Origin of the sequence: Nocardia sp. NPDC051052 (assembly GCF_044456045.1) — a bacterium.
In the GTDB taxonomy this organism is placed as follows: Bacteria; Actinomycetota; Actinomycetes; order Mycobacteriales; family Mycobacteriaceae; genus Nocardia.
Genome location: NZ_JBITFL010000023.1, coordinates 1 through 16,074, shown reverse-complemented (window position 1 = coordinate 16,074; position 16,074 = coordinate 1). Strand labels below are relative to the sequence as shown.

Annotated in this window: 19 protein-coding genes; 10 read left to right on the top strand and 9 right to left on the bottom strand. The window is 68.2% G+C overall.

The window, feature by feature from the left end; translation table 11 throughout:
- Positions 1–80: 80 nt before the first annotated feature.
- Positions 81–1,133, bottom strand: coding sequence for a methyltransferase domain-containing protein (locus tag ACIBCN_RS42910; RefSeq protein WP_396998446.1), 1,053 nt, complete (start codon positions 1,131–1,133; stop codon positions 81–83).
- Positions 1,134–1,161: 28 nt separating this feature from the next.
- On the opposite strand from ACIBCN_RS42910, the gene ACIBCN_RS42905 reads away from it, so the two are divergent.
- Positions 1,162–1,557 (top strand): MerR family transcriptional regulator, encoded by a 396-nt coding sequence (locus ACIBCN_RS42905; protein WP_396998444.1) that lies wholly within the window; start codon positions 1,162–1,164, stop codon positions 1,555–1,557.
- An 8-nt stretch (positions 1,558–1,565) separates the two neighbouring features.
- Complete coding sequence (locus tag ACIBCN_RS42900; protein ID WP_396998442.1) at positions 1,566–1,946, top strand: DUF5655 domain-containing protein; 381 nt, start codon at positions 1,566–1,568, stop codon at positions 1,944–1,946.
- A 193-nt stretch (positions 1,947–2,139) separates the two neighbouring features.
- Here the strand turns inward: ACIBCN_RS42900 and ACIBCN_RS42895 are convergent, their stop codons facing one another.
- The gene (locus ACIBCN_RS42895; RefSeq protein ID WP_396998440.1) at positions 2,140–2,712 is read right to left on the bottom strand and encodes a CGNR zinc finger domain-containing protein; all 573 of its coding nucleotides are present in this window, start codon (positions 2,710–2,712) and stop codon (positions 2,140–2,142) included.
- Positions 2,713–2,807: 95 nt separating this feature from the next.
- Between ACIBCN_RS42895 and ACIBCN_RS42890 the strand changes: the two genes are divergently transcribed.
- Entirely contained in the window at positions 2,808–3,227 is a 420-nt protein-coding gene (locus ACIBCN_RS42890; RefSeq protein WP_396998439.1) for an SRPBCC family protein, read from the top strand.
- 1 nt (position 3,228) lies between these two features.
- On the opposite strand, the gene ACIBCN_RS42885 is transcribed toward ACIBCN_RS42890, so the two are convergent.
- Both ACIBCN_RS42885 and ACIBCN_RS42880 read right to left on the bottom strand, forming a co-directional pair.
- Entirely contained in the window at positions 3,229–4,491 is a 1,263-nt protein-coding gene (locus ACIBCN_RS42885; protein WP_396998437.1) for an HRDC domain-containing protein, read from the bottom strand.
- A 135-nt stretch (positions 4,492–4,626) separates the two neighbouring features.
- Positions 4,627–5,265, bottom strand: coding sequence for a DUF3000 domain-containing protein (locus ACIBCN_RS42880; RefSeq protein WP_396998435.1), 639 nt, complete (start codon positions 5,263–5,265; stop codon positions 4,627–4,629).
- A 288-nt stretch (positions 5,266–5,553) separates the two neighbouring features.
- Between ACIBCN_RS42880 and hemE the strand changes: the two genes are divergently transcribed.
- The 5 genes from hemE (at position 5,554) to ACIBCN_RS42855 (ending at position 10,752) form a co-directional block, all read left to right on the top strand.
- A complete protein-coding gene (hemE, locus tag ACIBCN_RS42875) occupies positions 5,554–6,609 on the top strand; it encodes a uroporphyrinogen decarboxylase (RefSeq protein ID WP_396998433.1) in 1,056 nt (351 codons plus the stop codon).
- The gene (locus ACIBCN_RS42870; RefSeq protein ID WP_396998431.1) at positions 6,609–7,157 is read left to right on the top strand and encodes a uridine kinase; all 549 of its coding nucleotides are present in this window, start codon (positions 6,609–6,611) and stop codon (positions 7,155–7,157) included. Before hemE ends, ACIBCN_RS42870 begins: the two co-directional genes overlap by 1 nt.
- 271 nt (positions 7,158–7,428) lie before the next feature.
- The gene (locus tag ACIBCN_RS42865; protein ID WP_396998430.1) at positions 7,429–8,775 is read left to right on the top strand and encodes a protoporphyrinogen oxidase; all 1,347 of its coding nucleotides are present in this window, start codon (positions 7,429–7,431) and stop codon (positions 8,773–8,775) included.
- A 978-nt stretch (positions 8,776–9,753) separates the two neighbouring features.
- Positions 9,754–10,449 (top strand): hydrogen peroxide-dependent heme synthase, encoded by a 696-nt coding sequence (gene hemQ / locus ACIBCN_RS42860; protein WP_396998428.1) that lies wholly within the window; start codon positions 9,754–9,756, stop codon positions 10,447–10,449.
- A 9-nt stretch (positions 10,450–10,458) separates the two neighbouring features.
- Entirely contained in the window at positions 10,459–10,752 is a 294-nt protein-coding gene (locus tag ACIBCN_RS42855; protein WP_396998426.1) for a putative quinol monooxygenase, read from the top strand.
- 198 nt (positions 10,753–10,950) lie between these two features.
- Here ACIBCN_RS42855 and ACIBCN_RS42850 read toward each other — a convergent pair whose 3' ends face one another.
- From ACIBCN_RS42850 to ACIBCN_RS42835, 4 genes are all read right to left on the bottom strand, one after another.
- Positions 10,951–12,186: an RNA polymerase sigma factor gene (locus tag ACIBCN_RS42850; RefSeq protein ID WP_396998424.1), complete on the bottom strand. Its 1,236-nt coding sequence runs from the start codon at positions 12,184–12,186 to the stop codon at positions 10,951–10,953.
- On the bottom strand, positions 12,183–12,506 hold the full coding sequence (locus tag ACIBCN_RS42845; protein WP_396998423.1) for a YciI family protein: 324 nt from the start codon (positions 12,504–12,506) through the stop codon (positions 12,183–12,185). The genes ACIBCN_RS42850 and ACIBCN_RS42845 overlap by 4 nt, the downstream gene beginning before the upstream one ends.
- Before the next feature lie 56 nt (positions 12,507–12,562).
- The gene (locus ACIBCN_RS42840) at positions 12,563–13,162 is read right to left on the bottom strand and encodes a dihydrofolate reductase family protein (RefSeq protein WP_396998421.1); all 600 of its coding nucleotides are present in this window, start codon (positions 13,160–13,162) and stop codon (positions 12,563–12,565) included.
- 137 nt (positions 13,163–13,299) lie between these two features.
- Positions 13,300–14,040 carry an SDR family oxidoreductase gene (locus tag ACIBCN_RS42835; RefSeq protein ID WP_396998419.1) on the bottom strand — a complete coding sequence of 247 codons (741 nt, stop codon included), beginning with the start codon at positions 14,038–14,040 and terminating at the stop codon, positions 13,300–13,302.
- Positions 14,041–14,099: 59 nt separating this feature from the next.
- Between ACIBCN_RS42835 and ACIBCN_RS42830 the strand changes: the two genes are divergently transcribed.
- The gene (locus ACIBCN_RS42830; RefSeq protein WP_396998418.1) at positions 14,100–14,669 is read left to right on the top strand and encodes a TetR/AcrR family transcriptional regulator; all 570 of its coding nucleotides are present in this window, start codon (positions 14,100–14,102) and stop codon (positions 14,667–14,669) included.
- A gap of 34 nt (positions 14,670–14,703) precedes the next feature.
- Here the strand turns inward: ACIBCN_RS42830 and ACIBCN_RS42825 are convergent, their stop codons facing one another.
- Positions 14,704–15,624 (bottom strand): helix-turn-helix domain-containing protein, encoded by a 921-nt coding sequence (locus ACIBCN_RS42825; protein WP_396998416.1) that lies wholly within the window; start codon positions 15,622–15,624, stop codon positions 14,704–14,706.
- Positions 15,625–15,701: 77 nt separating this feature from the next.
- Here ACIBCN_RS42825 and ACIBCN_RS42820 point away from each other — a divergent pair.
- Positions 15,702–16,074, top strand: a 373-nt coding sequence (locus ACIBCN_RS42820; protein WP_396998414.1) for an alpha/beta fold hydrolase, incomplete at its 3' end; no start/stop codon positions are given.

Genomic DNA, 16,074 nt, shown 5'->3' with positions numbered 1-16,074 from the left:
CACACACCAAGATCGGGCATCCGGTGGCGAGGAGTGCGTTGGCGGTTGCGGGGGTGAGGATTTGTCGGTGGCGGCTGACATCAGCGGCGCATCGCCGCTGCGATGAACAGCGGTATCGCCACGAAGAGGTGGCCCGATCGGGCGCGCGAGGTCTGGTCCGCCACCCAGATATCGGCGCGGTCCTTGTCCAGGTTATCGCTGGCGACCGCGGTCGCGGCAAGACCGGTCAGCAGCGGGAGCATGAGCTCGTCGGTGAAGATCGGCGTACGTGCCTCTACGGTGACGTCGTGGAAACCGTTGGCAAGCAGCAGGTTCCGGTAGGCGCGGGCGGAGCGCGGGCTGGTGATCGTGTCGGCGCGGGCATGCACGACGGTGCGGGTGGTCGACGGGTCGCCGGAGTCGATGATGATGGCGTCCCAATCCTGGCCTAGGAGGACGATACGGCCGCCTGGGGCAAGTACTCGCCGAGCCTCGGTCAATGCCACTGCGGGGTCCGCGATTTCGTGGAATACCTTGTCAGCGCGGTAGGCGGACACCGATTCATCGGGCAGCGGAAGGGCTTCCGCGGTGCCGAGGCGGAAATCCAATGCGGGCCAGCGAGTTCGCGCGACATCGATCATCTGCTCGCTCGGATCGATCCCGATCGGAACGGCACCTCGCCCGGCCAGTTCCGCGACGGCGCGCCCGGACCCGCAGCCGACATCCACCACAATGGCGGCCCGGCCCAGCGGCAGCCGATCGGGGGCGCGACCGGGGTCGGGGTCGGCGTCGATCACGGTGCCGATCGGGTCGGGACGTGGTCGAGCGGGGTCGCGACTGCGGTCGGAGTAGACGTCGACCACCGTGCTGACCGGGTCGGAACGCTGCCGATCGACGGCGCTACCTCGGCCGGTTACCCGCAGTTGGGTAGCGGCGCGGGGGGAATTGGACTCGACCTTGGTGGCGGCCCCTCCTAAACGCGGCCCTTCGGAAGAGTTGCCTCGCCCGGCCACTTCGGTGGCAGCGCGGCTGGAGTCGGCGCCCACCGGCGGGACGGTGGGTTCTAGGCGCAGCAGGTCGTAGGAATGGGCGCGGAGTTCGGCGGCGCCGGGTGCGGCATCAACGGCGTCGAGACGCTCGATCAGGGTAGACATGGCGGCCATCGTGCGACTTAATGTCGACATGAAGTCAAGCCATCCGGCGAGCGGTATCGGGGCCGTGGCCGCCCGATTCGGCTTGGCGACGCATGTGCTGCGGCATTGGGAGTCCGTGGGTCTGGTGACGCCGCAACGGGATTCGGCCGGTCGGCGACGCTATGACGAGGACGATGTCTTCCGCGTGGCGGTGATCCTGCGCGCCAAGGAAGCCGGTTTCACCCTCGACGACATCCGCACGATGCTCACCACGCCCAACCGCTCGACAGTGCTCAGCAGGCAGCGGGGCGAACTGCGGGCACGCATCGCCACCGCACAAGCGTCGCTGGACATGATCGAGCATGCCATGGCCTGTGAACATGTCGACTTCACCACCTGCCCACACTTCCAAGCGGCGGTGTCCGAGCGCCTGCTTCGGCAATAATGCGAAGGATGGACGAGCATACGGTCGAGAATCTGTTCGCCGAACGCCCCGACGCGCTACGCCTGTTCCGCAGTCTGGCACCGCGGATCGAAGCGCTCGATGGGGTCAGCACGGCGGTCACCAAAAGTCAGGTCTCCTTCGGCGCGGACCGAAAGTTCGCGTGGCTGTGGCCGACTCCGCGCGCCGAGAAGGTGCCCGAGGATGTCCTCATGCTCACCCTCGACCTGCGTAAGCCGGTATCGGATCCACTGATCCTCGGTGTGCAGGAGACGTATCCGGGCAAGTGGACCCATCAGATTCGGGTGCTCGACGATTCGGTCGTCGAGCACATCGTGAACGAGGGCTGGCTCGAGGCCGCCTACGACTTCGGCGTCAAAGATGCGAGGTAGGCGGAAGTCGCTGCCGCCGTTCGTGTTCGAGCGCGCGAAGTGCGGCTGCCTGGCGCCTCGGCATCGGCGATCCTAGGTGGGTCGGGAGTCGCTGCCGCCGGACGTAGTTGGCGAGCGGCAGTGCGAACCCGCTGACGGATTCGGCATCAACACCTGAGCCGGGGCGTAACGCCGTTCCACCGAACATCTTCGGCTAGCGCGCCGTCCGTCGCCGTTGCGAGGCTCGGACTTTGACACGATTCCCACACACGTTCATCGAGCACCAGGTGCGACCGTGATTGCGGGAGTGATCGTAGAAAGCCCAGCGGCAGCTCGGTTCTCGGCAGGCTTTGAGGCGCGGCCAGGAGCCCGCGGCGACGGCCGTCGCGACGTCGGCGAGCATGGTGGCCAGTGCGTAATCGACCGGCTCGCGGGACTGGGGGACCAGCCGCGGGGGCACGCTGGTCACGTCGAGGTGCAGCGGTAGCTCGGCGGTCAGCGTCGCGAGTTGTGTTCGCGCCGTAGGGTCGAGACCGTCCGGGCGTGGGCTGGTGACGGGTTCGGCGTTGTTCTCAGCGAGGAGCGCCCGCAGACCTTCACGCAGCCAGACGGCGCGCTCGCGGTCGGCGGTGCCGGCCTGCGCGCAGACGGGGAGCAGGTCGTGCGTGTGCAGCCAGCTCGTCACCTGTTCGGGCGTGCCGAGGCCGTCGCCGTCCGCGCCCCGCGTGTTGACGTAGTCCACGATGCGCTGCAATGCCACGGGCCCGGCGGCGGTTCCGATGTCCACCACACCACCTTAACTGGCTATTGACGATGGCTAGTTAGCTAACTAGCGTTCTGCTCACGGTAGTTATCCGGATATGACACGCAAGGAGTCCCCTGATGGCATCGGTCAAGAAAGAGCTCATCGTCGAGGTCCCCGTCGAAAACATCTGGGCGGTCATCCGCGATTTCGCGGCAGGCCCGGTCCGCATGGCACCCGGCTATGCGGTCGACAGCAAGCTCGTCGAGCCGGATGTCCGCGTGGTGGATTTCGCCAATGGGACCAACCTGCGCGAACGGCTCGTCACGATCGACGACGACGAGCGCCGCTTCGTCTACTCGATCATCGGCGGCAGCGTGACGCCGGAGCACAACAACGCCACCATGCAGGTCTTCCCGCACGGCGACGGGCACAGCCGCTTCGTCTGGATCCACGACGTGCTGCCCGCGGAACTCGCGGACGCGTTCGGCGGCGGCATGGACGAGGGGCTGCGCATCTTCAAGCGGGTACAGGAAGACGCGGTGGCGAGCCCGGCCTGAGCTACTCGGCGGGTTTCGGGGTCAGCGCCACCGTCAGGTGCGGCACGGCCAGCTCGCGCTGCCAAGGCCTCGCGCCGCCGGACTTCAGGAAGCCGTCGATGGCGGCGGCCAGGTCGTCGGGGGAGTCGGGGACGCGGTCGTAATCGGGCAGTCCGTCCCAGCACAGGCGGCGGACCAGGTCGGGCGAGAGCAGGTTCTCGACGGGGATCGAATGCTCGGTGGACAGCTCACCCATCGCCGTGCGCGCGCGGGTCAACCGGGCCGCGGCGGCCGGGTCGCGACGCTCCCAGCGGTTCACCGGGGGCGGGCCGTCGAACGGTTGGGTGAGCGGGGGTAGGTCGCTGTCGGCCAGGGTCCGGCCGCGATCGACGGCGGCCAGCCACTCCCGGGAGTACCGGCGCTGGCGGGGTCCGCCGAACACCGGCAGCGCGCGCAGTTGCGCGATGGTCTTCGGGTCGGCGGTCACCGCCGCGACGATCGCGGCGTCCGGCAGGATGCGCGCGGGCGCGACGTCGCGGGCGCGGGCCAGGCTGTCGCGGGTGGTCCACAGTTCGCGGACAACGGCCAGTTGCCTGGTCCGGCGCAGGTTGTGGATGCCTGAGGTGCGCCGCCACCGGTCGGCCTTCGGCGGGGCAGGCTCCGCGGTCCTGACGTGCTCGAATTCCTGTGCCGCCCAATCGGTTTTGCCTTGCGCCTCGAGGTCTGCGGCGACCGCGTCGCGCAACTCGAGGAGCAGTTCGACGTCCAGCGCCGCGTAATTGAGCCATTCGTCGGGCAGCGGTCTGGTCGACCAGTCGGCCGCGCCGTGCCCCTTGCGTAGCGCGTGGCCGAGCAGGTTCTCGACCATCGCGGCCAGGCCGACGCGTTCGAAACCGGCCAGCCGCCCGCCCAATTCGGTATCGAAGAGGCGCTGGGGACGCAGGCCGAGCTCGGCGAGACCCGGCAGATCCTGGTCCGCCGAATGCAATACCCATTCGAGATCGTTGATCGCGTCGGCCAGCGGCGCGAGCGCGTCGGCGACCGGGATCGGATCGATCAGGAAGGTGCCCGCGCCGTTGCGGCGGAGCTGAATCAGGTAGGCGCGCGCCGAATATCGGAAACCAGAGGCACGTTCGGCGTCGACGGCGAGCGGGCCGGTGCCCGCGGCGAGACGAGCGGCGGCCGCGGTGATCGCAGCGGCGGTGTCCAGTACCGGAGGCACGCCATCCACCGGCGCGAGCAGGGGTGGCGCGCCGGTGGGTTCGGATTCGTCGGGTACGGACATGTTGTTGAACTTTACGTGCAGTGCCGCAGCGGTCGTCGTCCTATCGGGCTTCCGTGTGTCGGGAGGGAGAACAACAGCGGAATCGATGGATGCTTTCGTTTACCTCAACGCCGCGTCGGCCGCTGGTCTTCCCGGCTACCGGTGATCGTTTGAGAGGTCCGGACGCATCTGCAACTCGGTGATACCGGCCGGCGGTAGACCGGCCGCGTAGGCGAGTACCTCGCAGAAACCTTCCACGTGCGGGCGCATGTCGTTGGTGATCGCGGTCCAGGAGGCACGCAACTCGAGCTGGTGGGCCCGCGGCGGACCAGCGATGTCGCCGTAGCGCACTGAACTGGTCGAGGTCACAGTCCCGCCCAGCGCCGTGAACGGTTCCGAGCGCGACTCCAGCGCGTCGACCAGCCAACTCCACGCCACCTCCGGTAGCAGTGGATCGTTGGCCAGCGCGGCATCGATGTCGGCCTGGATATAGGCGACCAGCCGCAGCGTGCCATGCCAGGCGTCGTCACCGTCCGGATCGTGCAGCAGGATCAACCTGCCGAACGCGTCGCCTTCCGAATCGACCGGCACGACACCGGTTTCGGGGTGTTTTACCTCAGCACCGAGTGCGTAAGAATAGGGCGCCAGACGTTGCGGCGGGCGGATCGGCGCCAGCTCGATCCGAGGGTGCACGGTAGCGGTGCCCATCGCATCGACCGCGGCGCGAAATTGAGCTGGCTCGCCATGGGGTCCCTCGGTCGCTGCGGCGCCGTCGCGGAAGTCGAGCGGTGTCACGAAGGGGACGGTAGACCTTGTGCACCCGGCACAGTCGGAGGCGCGCCGCTGTATCGACGCCGCGTCCGCGGGCCATTCCGTGCTTCCGCGCGTTGCGCCCTTCGGCGTGTCGCGTTCGGTCGGCTCGAGCGGACGCGGGCGGTGGAGGTTCACCCGCGGGCTTTCGCTCGATGGATGGGGTGCGGCGATTGTGCGTCGGGCGCTACGGAAAGTGGTCTTCCGGCGAGGTGGCTCGGCGGAGTCGGGTGCGGGTCGATGAGGAGGTGCGGCCCTTTACGATGGGCATTGATGAGCACTCATACTCGCCGCCGCCTGACCGACGCCCCGTTCCTTGCCGCCGCTACCGGGGCGACGCCGAGCAGGCGTCCGGTGTGGTTCATGCGGCAAGCCGGACGGTCGTTGCCCGAGTATCGCGAGCTGCGCAAGGGCGTCGGCATGCTCGAGTCCTGCTTCGATCCGGAGCTGGTGTGCGAGATCACGCTGCAGCCGGTCCGCAGGCACGGCGTGGACGCGGCGATCCTGTTCTCCGACATCGTCGTTCCGCTGAAGGCCGCCGGGATCGACCTCGATATCGTGCCCGGCGTCGGGCCGGTCATCGCGTCGCCGGTGCGCACCGTCGATGATGTGCGCGCGCTGCCGCGGCTGCGGCCGGAGGAGGTGGGCGCGGTCGCCGACGGCGTGCGGCTGCTGGTCGACGCGCTCGGCGAGACGCCGCTGATCGGGTTCGCGGGCGCGCCGTTCACGCTCGCGTCGTACCTGGTCGAGGGCGGTCCGAGCAAGAACCACGAGCGCACCAAGGCGATGATGTACGCCGACCCGCAGACCTGGCACGCGCTGCTCGGTGCGCTCACCGACATCACCATCGCCTTCCTGCAGGCCCAACTCGACGCCGGCGTCGACGCGGTCCAATTGTTCGACTCCTGGGCCGGTGCGCTCTCCCTCGCCGACTACCGGCGCTTCGTGCTGCCGCACTCCGAACGCGTCTTCGCCGAGGTCGCCGACGCGGGTGTGCCGCGCATCCACTTCGGTGTCGGTACCGGCGAACTGCTCGGCGCGATGGGCGAGGCGGGCGCCGATGTGGTCGGCGTCGACTGGCGGGTGCCGCTCACCGATGCCGTGCGCCGCGTCGGACCCGGAAAAGCGTTGCAGGGCAACCTCGATCCCGCCGTGCTCTTCGCGGGCTCGGCCGCGGTCGACACCGAAGCGCGGCGCATCGCCGCCGAGGCAGACGAGGCGATCACGTTGGGCGCCAAGGGCCACATCTTCAACCTCGGCCACGGCGTGCTGCCCGATACCGACCCCGGTGTGCTCACGGCGTTGGTCGAATTGGTGCACGCACTGTAGTGCTCGCGGAGATCGTCGCGCGCGTGGTCGCGAGCGAGCCGCGGCTCGGTTCGACCAGGTTGGTTGCGGTCGACGGGCCCGGCGGCGCCGGAAAGTCAACGCTCGCCGCACAACTCGCGCGCGAACTCGACGCGCCGGTAGTGCCGACCGACAGTTTCGCCGCGTGGGACAACACCCTGAACTGGTGGCCGCGACTGGAAACCCAGGTACTCGAACCGCTCGGCCGCAACATGCTCGCCCGATACCAGCGCTACGACTGGGATCGGCGAGCGCTGGCCGAATGGCACGAGGTCACCCCCGGCGGTGTGGTCGTACTGGAGGGCGTGTCCTCCGCCCGCGCTGCCGTCCGCACCCGCCTATCTCTATCCATCTGGATCGACACCCCAAGACCCCTGCGATTGGCCCGCGGTATCGACCGCGACGGCCCCTCCGCCCAACCTCTCTGGGAACAGTGGATGGCCGACGAAGACACCCACTTTGCCGCGGACAACACCCGAGCCCACGCCGACATCACCATCAGCGGCACCAGACCAGCCGACCCCGCATGATCAAGGGGACCGGGTGAACTCGCACGTTGCCGCCACCGCGCCGCCATCCGCGACCGCCAGCTCTAGCGTTACACCGGCCCATCGGATCCAGATCCGCACTGTCTCTCGGGATACGCACCGGCAATAGAGTCCTAAAGTTGAGTGCGGCTTCCGAGAGTGGGTGCGGATTTGTGTCGGCAGAGCGCTGGTTCGAACGGGGCCACAGCCGGTGCACACGTCGGAGGTGGACCGGTCGCGGGTGTGGGGAGGGCGGAGGGTTACCGTCGACGGCATGAGGATCGCGGTCGTCGGTGGTGGGATCAGCGGGTTGGTTGCTGCTTATCGGTTGCGGGTGTTGCTCGGGGGCGCGGCCGAGATTCTGGTGCTGGATCGGGCCGAACGGGTGGGCGGGATTCTTTACACCGGTGAAGTGGCCGGGGGGCCTTTGGACCTCGGGGCGGAAGCGTTCGTCGGGCGGCGGCCCGAGGTGCCGGGGTTGCTGCGGGAGGTGGGGCTCGAAACGCAGTTGGTGACGCCCGCCGGGCTGCGGCCGCTGGTGTGGTCGGGTGGCGTGGCGCACGCAATGCCGGAGCGGACACTGATGGGGATTCCGACGGATGCCGAGTCGATGCGCGGATTGGTCGATGCGGAGACGATGGAGCGGATCGCGGGGGAGTCACGGCGGCCGCTGGCCTGGGAGCCCGGCGCGGATATCGACGTGTACTCGTTGGTCGCCGACCGGTTCGGTACGCAGGTGGCTGAGCGGAGTGTGGATCCGTTGCTCGGCGGGGTGTATGCGGGAAGTTCCCGCTCGATCGGGGTGCGCGCGTCGCTGCCGACCCTGGCCGCCGCGTTGGACGACGGTGCGCCCAGCCTCACCCATGCGGTGTCCGTCGCGCTGCCGCCACCGTCGAACGCTCCGGTGTTCGGTGGGCTCCGGGACGGATATCGGGTGCTGTTGGAAGCGTTGGCGGCGCGCTCCGGTGCGAAGTTGGTCACCGCGACACCGGCCACCCGGCTTGCCCGTGGGTTGCGCGGCTGGGTCGTCGACCCGATCGGCGCTGTCGACGCGGTCGTGCTCGCCACGCCTGCCCCGGTGACCGCCCGCCTGCTCGGCACGGTCGCGCCCGACGCCGCCGCACCGCTGGCCGGTATCGAGCTGTCCTCGTCCGTCGTTGTCGCCCTTGCCCTTCCACGCGATACCGCACTTCCCCAGAACTCCGGCATCCTGGTAGCCACCGGCGAACCGTTGCGCGCCAAGGCATTCACCTTGTCCAGCCGCAAATGGACCCACCTCGCCCAACGCGAAACAGCTTTGGTTCGAGCCTCATTCGGCAAGTTCGGTGACGACTCCACCCTGTCCTGGTCCGACGCCGACCTGATCACCGCCGCCACCGAGGACTTGGCCACCGTCACCGGCGTCCCCATCAACCCCCTCTCCGCCGTGGTCCAACGCTGGCGCGGCGGCCTCGCGCAATACGCCCCCGGCCACACCGACCGCATCGCCGCCATCGAATCAGCAGTCGCCCCCCTAACCGGCCTCGCCCTCGCAGGCGCCTACCTCCACGGCGTCGGCGTCCCCGCCTGCGTCGCCTCTGGAAACACCGCCGCCCACCGCATCGCCACTGCCACAAACTGATTCGTCCTCGCAGGCACTCGCGCGCTGGCGGCTCCCTGCCCGTTCCGCATCAGGTCCTGCGCTGCCTGTCGCATCGCCTCTGCCGCAAGCTGATTCGGTCTGTCGGGCGCCCATCTGGCCGTTGATGTGTTGCCTCGGTTGGCGTCGGCACATCGTTTCGTCCCTGCTGCAAGCTGATTCGATCGCGTCCAACGCTGGCGCGATGGCCTCCCCAGTACACGCCCGGCCATACTGACCGCATCGCCGTTGGCGATTCGGCAGTCGCCCTCTCGACGGCCTCGCCCTCGCGGGCTTCCCTGCCTCCGCGACGTCGGCGTCCCCGCCCGTGTCGCCTCCGCTCACCGCATCGCTGCTACCGCAAACTGATTCGGCCTCGAAGACGCCCGCGCGCTATCGGCGCCCGCTTGTTCCGAATCAGGTGAGGCGTTGCCTGCCGCATCGCCTCTGCCGCAGGCTGGTTCGGCCTGCCTGGCGTCTATCTGGCTGTCGATGTGTTGCCGGGGGGCGCATCGTTTCGCCGCTGGCTGCAGGCTGATTCGGACTACCCCGGCCATCTCTGGTCGTCACGGTGCTGCGGCGGGCGGCGTCGCCATACCGTTTCGTCTCTGCTGCAAGCTGATTCGGACTGTCCAGCGGCTACCTGGCTGTTACGGTGTTGCCTCGGTCGGCATCATCGCTGCTGCCGCAAGCTGTTTCGGCCCGCTCCGCGCCCATCTGGCCGTCAGGGCGCTGCGCTGGAAGGTTCGTCGTCGTGTCGCGTCGGAAGGCGGCGCCATGCCGTTGCTTCCCCACCGTGACCGAGCCGGCGCAAGCACGTTCGTGGTGAGTCGAACGGCAGCTGGGCGCTGTTGATAGGCAGGTGGCTCTGTGTCGGATCAGTCGCTGTCGCATTGCCGGTGGGCCGATGATCCGCGAGTACTCAGTTCAGGACCCGGACCGAGAAACGTCCGTCACCCAGCGAGTGGCACGATAGGTGGTATGGCGCGACTCGATTATCAGGAACTCAACTCGACTATTCGCTACCTGATGTTCTCCGTGTTCCAGGTGCAGCCGGGGGTGCTCGGCGAGGATCGGGCGGCGGCGATCAAGGAGGCGCGGGCGTTCTTCGAGGGGCTCGCCGATCGTGACGTGGTGGTGCGCGGTGTGTACGACGTGGCGGGGATGCGCGCGGACGCCGATTTCATGATCTGGACGCACGCCGACCGCATCGAGGACCTGCAGGCCGCCTACGCGGATTTCCGGCGGACCACCGAGCTCGGCCGGGCCAGCGCGCCGGTCTGGAGCAACGCGGCGCTGCACCGCCCCGCCGAGTTCAACAAGAGTCACCTGCCGGCTTTCTTGACGGGTGAAGAGCCGGGCAACTACATCTGTGTGTACCCGTTCGTTCGCTCCTACGAGTGGTACCTGCTGCCCGACGAGGAGCGCCGCAAGATGCTCGCCGACCACGGCAAGGCCGCCCGCGGCTACCCGGACGTGCGCGCCAACACGGTCAGCTCGTTCGCCCTCGGCGACTACGAATGGATCCTCGCCTTCGAGGCCCCGGAACTGCACCGCATCGTCGACCTGATGCGCGACCTGCGCGCCACCGACGCCCGCCTGCACGTCCGCGAAGAGGTCCCCTTCTTCACCGGCCCCCGTGTCGAGCTCGACAAGCTCATCAACGCCCTGCCCTGAGCGGACCCGATGACCGAGATAGTCGTTGTCGCGCGCGTATCGGCGACCGCCGAGGATGCCGATGAACTGGAACGCCGCTTGCGCCTGCTGTCCGACGCCAGCAAAACCGAACCGGGCTGCCTCGAATACGAGGTATTCCGTTCGCTGGAGCATCCGGAGCGGTTCGTCAGCCTCGAAAAATATGCTGACAGTGACGCTTTCGCTGCCCACCGCGAGACCGAACACTTTCACAGTATCGGCATCGCCACGGTGATTCCGATGCTGGTAACCCGCGACATTCAGGTGTACCCCGCCGCCAGCTGAGCTCCGCAGCGAAACACGAATCCATCAATCGATCGGCAAGCTTCAGGTTTCGGGGCGTGCGGGTCGTTGCGGAGAAAACGCACCCTTCGGTCCAGTGCTGACCGCGGATCACTCCGCTGGACTCTCCGACGGGGTGCAGTCTCAGGTGGGACAGCCCAGCGTCGTTCAGCGCTACGAACAATCGGGATTCCGTTGGCGTCACCCCAGTTGACCGCGGCGGCGGGTCAAATAGGCGGTCTCGGCGGTGTTGCCCGCCAGCTCGATGGCTTTGTCGTACGCCGCACGCGACTGCTGACTGCGGCCCAGCCTGCGCAGCAGGTCGGCGCGGGTGGCGTGGTAGGCGTGATAGTCGGCCAGCTTGTTTTCGAGGCGGTCGACGGTGGCGAGTGCCACCTCAGGGCCGTCGAGTTCGGCGACGGCGATTGCCCGGTTGAGGGCGATGATCGGCGACGGGTCGAGCCGGACGAGCTGGTCGTAGAGGGCTAGGACCTGGGACCAGTCGGTGTCGCGAATGTCGCGTGCGGAGGTGTGTACGGCGTTGATCGCGGCGAGGATCTGGTAGCGACCCGGAGCAACTCCGGTGGCGGCAGCGGCCAGGCGCTCGCGCACCAGCCGGTGGCCTTCCGCGATCAGCGCCTGGTCCCAGGCCCCGCGGTCCTGCTCGTCGAGGGCGACCAGTTCGCCGCTGGCCGAGACCCGGGCGGGGCGGCGGGCCTCGATCAGGAGCATCAGCGCAAGCAGCCCGGCCACCTCGCCGTCCTCCGGCAGGAGGGCACGGATCAGGCGGGTGAGCCGGATCGCCTCGGCGGTCAGGTCGTGACGGACGGGATCGGTGTCGGAGCCGGTCGCCAGATAGCCCTCGTTGAAGACGAGATAGAGGACGACGAGCACGCCGGCGACACGTGCCGGGAGGTCCGCGGCGGACGGCATCCGATAGGGGATGCCTGCCGCTTTGATCTTGGCTTTCGCACGCGTGATCCGTTGCCCCATGGCACTTTCGGTGGCCAGGAAGGCGCGGGCGATCTCGGGCACGGTCAAACCGCCGACCATGCGCAGCGTCAGCGCCAGGCGGGTTTCCATCGCCAGCGCCGGGTGGCAGCAGGTGAAGATCAGCCGCAGCCGGTCGTCGTCGATGACGCCGAGAGGCTCGGGCGGGTCGCCGTCGTACACCATCTGAGCCTCCTTGTGCTTGTCGTCGCGCTTGTTCTCGCGCCGGATCCGGTCGATGGCCTTGCGGTTGGCGGTGGTGGTCAGCCAGGCGCCGGGGTTGGGCGGCACGCCGTCGGCCGGCCACCGCTCGACGGCGGTCGCGAACGCCTCGGCCGCCGCTTCCTCGGCGATGTCGAGGTCGCCGAAGCGCCTGGTCAGGCCGGCGACTATCCGGGCCCACTCGTCGTGGTGGGTCCGGGTGATCGATTCTTCGACGTCGCTCACTGGAACGGCCGCACCTCGATTTTGCGATCGCACACCTTGGACGCCTCGGCGGCAAGCGTGAGCGCCACGTCCAGATCGGGCGCCTCCCACACCCAGACGCCGGCGAGGTACTCCTTCGACTCGACGAACGGTCCGTCGCTGAACACCGCCTGCTCGCCCCGGTTGTCGATGACCGTGGCCGTGTCGGTGTCGGCGAGTCCGCCCGCGAAAACCCAGTAGCCGTCGGCGATCAGTCGTTCGTTGAACGCGCTGATGGCAGGCTGCCTGTCGGTGCTGCCGGGAGTGCTCTTGTCATCGATTACGGAAACCAGATACTGCATTTGAAGATCATCTCCTGTGGTGTCGAAAGAGTTGTGGTCAATTGAGAGCAATTGCCCTAGTTCGCGTTCCGGCGCCGCGGCCCGGCGCCCTCGGGAATGTCGCCGTGCAGGTGCGGGATGTACACGAGCTTGTGCGTCTGGCCGTCGAGCACGGTCGACTCGACGAGCTCCAGGTCGAACTCCGCCCCGCCGTGCAGAAGAGCCGATTCGCCGGCGCGACCCGAGATGGCGGGGAACATGATGACCTCGAGCCGGTCGACGAGGCCGGCGGCGAGCAGCGCACGGTTCAGCGAGATGCTGCCGTGCGAACGCATCGGCACGTCCGTCGTGCGCTTCAGGCGCTCGATCGCCGTCACCGCGTCTTCGTGGAGAACCGTCGAGTTCTGCCACCCGAGCGGCTCTTCGAGCGTGCTGGAGAACACGAGCTTCGGCAGCTTGTTCAGGCTGTCGTAGTAGGGCTCGTCGAACGCGGTCACGAAGTGCCGGAACTGCCGGAACGTCGTCGCGCCGAACACGAGCACCTGGTCCTGCGCGAAGGTGCGCACCCGGTCCTCGATGATCTCGGGGCCTTCCTTACCCCAGTATCCGGGCCAGCCGTTGGCCATGCCGTAACCGTCGAGGCTGCAGAAGAAGTCGACGGTGAAGGTGGTGCTCATGGTGTTATCCCTTGCTCGCGCCGCCCCCATTGGGCGGCCTCACCACTGCTACGAACACCATCACCCCGATCCGACACCCCCTCCCGGATTTCTTTGAAAACTTTCCATCACCCCGGTCGTCCCGAGGAGTGAGCGGCTCAGCCCTGGCGCGTCGGCCGAATCGTCAGGTCCCCGATTTCCACGTCGTCGGGTTGGTCGATCGCGAAGGCGATCGCCCGAGCCACCGCCGTGGGATCGATACCGAGATCGGCCATGTTCTGCTTGACCTGCTCGCGCACGGCCGGGTCGTCGATGGCGTTGTCGACGAGTTCGGTGCGGACATAGCCCGGAGAGATCGAGGTCGTGCGCAGCACCCCGTCGGTGCTTTCCTGTCGCAGGCCCTCGAGTAGGGTGCGCACCGCGTTTTTCGTACCCGCGTACACCGCTTGGGTGGGGACGATCTTCAGGCCGGCGGTCGAGACGACGGTGACGAGGTGACCGCTGCCCTGGCGCCGGAATACCGGCAGCGCGGCGGCGATCCCGTGCAGGATTCCCTTGACGTTCACGTCGACCATCGCCGACCAGCCCTCGACGTCCAAGTCGGCAACGGCGCTGATTTTGCTGATCCCGGCGTTGCCAACCAGGACGTCCAGACTTCCGAAACGGTCGACTGCGGCGTTGACGAGCGACCGGAGGTCTTCGGGATCGGTGACGTCGACGCGCGTGGCGGCCGCTCGCCCACCGGCGGCTTCGATCTCGGCGACCAGCTGGTCCAGCCGATCGGTGCGGCGGGCGCCGAGTACGACGGCCGCGCCGAGTGCGGCGAGGTGGCGGGCGGTCGCTTCGCCGATTCCGCTGCTGGCGCCGGTGATGGCGACGACCTTGCCGTGAATGGTCACGAGGATCCTCCGTCTATAGTGGACACATGTCCGGTTACCCTGAAGACCTTAGCGGACAGATGTCCGCTTCTGTCAAGAGTCGTGGCACGCGGCGTGCGGACGCGCAACGCAACCGCGAACTGATCCTGCGAGCGGCCCGCGATCTCGTGCGCGAGCCGGGAGAGCTGAAACTCAATGCGGTCGCGAAGGCCTGTGGCATCGGGCAGGGCACGCTCTACCGGCACTTCCCGACCCGCGAGGACCTGCTCGTCGAGGTGTATCGCCATGAGGTGGAAGAGCTGGTTGCCGCCGCTCCACGCCTGCTGGCAACGCACCGGCCGCTGGACGCGCTGGCCGCGTGGTTCGATCGCGTCGCCGCCTACGCCCGGATCAAGCGTGACGTGTTCGCCGCCGTCGAGGCGGCGACCTGGCGTGACCTCACCGCCCACAGCCTCGGCCCGATCGGCGCGGCGGTGGAATCGTTGCTCGCGGCCGGTCGCTCGGACGGCAGCATCCGCGCCGACGCCGAAGCCCGCGACGTCATCGTGCTCATGAGCTGGTTGTCGCGGCTGGATGACGCCGAACTCGACGTACGAGGGCCGCGGTTGCTGTCGATCCTCGTCGACGGCCTCCGCGCGTACCGTTCCTGAGGCGGATGCACGCGCCGAGGTGTGTGCGACCCGATCAGCTGCCAGGCATCGGCGGCGTACCCGAAAGCCCTATTCTCCCAACAACTCTCGGTGATCTATTGGGACGATGCGATGATCTGGGCCAGCCCCAGGCGATGTCGTCGACGGCGAGGAAGGGCTCGTTGACCACGGTTGCCGGAGTCAATCCCGTATACGCCATGACATCACGATGGAGGTGGGACTGGTCGGTGTAGCCGCCCTCGGCGGCGACCGCGGCCGGGAGCCGACCCGCGACCAAACTGTGCACGGCATGGTCGAAGCGGATCAGCTTCGCGGCACGCTTGGGCGGCAGGCCCAGCTGAGACTGGAATCGGGACCACAGGCGTTTGCGGCTCCAGCCGAGCTCGGCCGCCAGTTCCTCGATCCGATCCATTCCGCGACCGGCGACCATTCGGTGCCAGGCCCACGCCACCTCGGGGTACACCGGCGCCGCCGTCGCGTATCGCCGGGCGAGCCACGCGTCGGTCCACGCGAAACGATCGCTCCAGGAAGGGATTTCGTCCAATTGCTCGCAGAGCCGGGTCGCCTCGCGGCCCAACAGGTCGTCGAGGGTCACCACAGATTTGCCCAGTTCGGCCGCCGCTGGGCCCAGAACGGCGTGCGCGACCACCGGCGACAGGCGCACCTGCAGACAGTCGAAGGCCTCCACCCGCAGCGCGTGCAACACCTCGCCGAAACCAGGCGCGATGGCTAGGCTGCCCCGGCGCTGCCGTCCGGCCGGATCCTGCAAGGCGATGCTGCCGCCGAACACGAGCACCAGCGTCACGGCCGGATGCGGGATCAGCCGGAGATCGGGCGGGGTGATGCCACGGTCGCCGAACCCGGCCATGGTGACGCCGGGCAGGCGACTCGACTGCCTCGGGCAGGCGATGTCCCACAGCACCACCCCGCCGCGCCCGGCAACATCGGACCTCATTCCGTCATGCTACGCACGCCGACGGGCCGGAACATTTATCCAATCCACCGGCACCCAGCCGCAGCGATAGTGCGGGTATGACTATTTCCAACAACGAGTTACGCGGTGTCGACAAGTCGATCGGCGGTGAGATCTACGTGAGTCAGGACGGCCCGCGCGACGCCCCGGCACTGCTGCTCATTCACGGCACCGCCGCGTCGGGCCGGTCGTGGGATCCGATGGTCCCGCTGCTGACCGGATCCCATCGCGTTATCCGGGTCGACCTGCTCGGGTGCGGCCAGTCGGCCGGACTGGGGGACGCGAGCTACACGGTTTCCGACCAGGCGCGCCGAGTCGGTGCCGCGCTGGATCCGCGCGGCGTCGAGCGCGTCATCGCGGTCGGCCATTCCAGCGGTGGGGCGGTCGCCACCGCGCTCGCCGAGCAACGCCCGGACCTGGTGGCCGCGGTCG

Coding starts and splice junctions, on each gene's coding strand:
- ACIBCN_RS42910 (WP_396998446.1), bottom strand. CDS start 1,133: ATGTCTACCCTGATCGAGCGTCTCGACGCCGTTGATGCCGCACCCGGC.
- ACIBCN_RS42905 (WP_396998444.1), top strand. CDS start 1,162: ATGAAGTCAAGCCATCCGGCGAGCGGTATCGGGGCCGTGGCCGCCCGA.
- ACIBCN_RS42900 (WP_396998442.1), top strand. CDS start 1,566: ATGGACGAGCATACGGTCGAGAATCTGTTCGCCGAACGCCCCGACGCG.
- ACIBCN_RS42890 (WP_396998439.1), top strand. CDS start 2,808: ATGGCATCGGTCAAGAAAGAGCTCATCGTCGAGGTCCCCGTCGAAAAC.
- ACIBCN_RS42885 (WP_396998437.1), bottom strand. CDS start 4,491: ATGTCCGTACCCGACGAATCCGAACCCACCGGCGCGCCACCCCTGCTC.
- hemE (WP_396998433.1), top strand. CDS start 5,554: ATGAGCACTCATACTCGCCGCCGCCTGACCGACGCCCCGTTCCTTGCC.
- ACIBCN_RS42865 (WP_396998430.1), top strand. CDS start 7,429: ATGAGGATCGCGGTCGTCGGTGGTGGGATCAGCGGGTTGGTTGCTGCT.
- hemQ (WP_396998428.1), top strand. CDS start 9,754: ATGGCGCGACTCGATTATCAGGAACTCAACTCGACTATTCGCTACCTG.
- ACIBCN_RS42855 (WP_396998426.1), top strand. CDS start 10,459: ATGACCGAGATAGTCGTTGTCGCGCGCGTATCGGCGACCGCCGAGGAT.
- ACIBCN_RS42845 (WP_396998423.1), bottom strand. CDS start 12,506: ATGCAGTATCTGGTTTCCGTAATCGATGACAAGAGCACTCCCGGCAGC.
- ACIBCN_RS42840 (WP_396998421.1), bottom strand. CDS start 13,162: ATGAGCACCACCTTCACCGTCGACTTCTTCTGCAGCCTCGACGGTTAC.
- ACIBCN_RS42830 (WP_396998418.1), top strand. CDS start 14,100: ATGTCCGCTTCTGTCAAGAGTCGTGGCACGCGGCGTGCGGACGCGCAA.
- ACIBCN_RS42825 (WP_396998416.1), bottom strand. CDS start 15,624: ATGAGGTCCGATGTTGCCGGGCGCGGCGGGGTGGTGCTGTGGGACATC.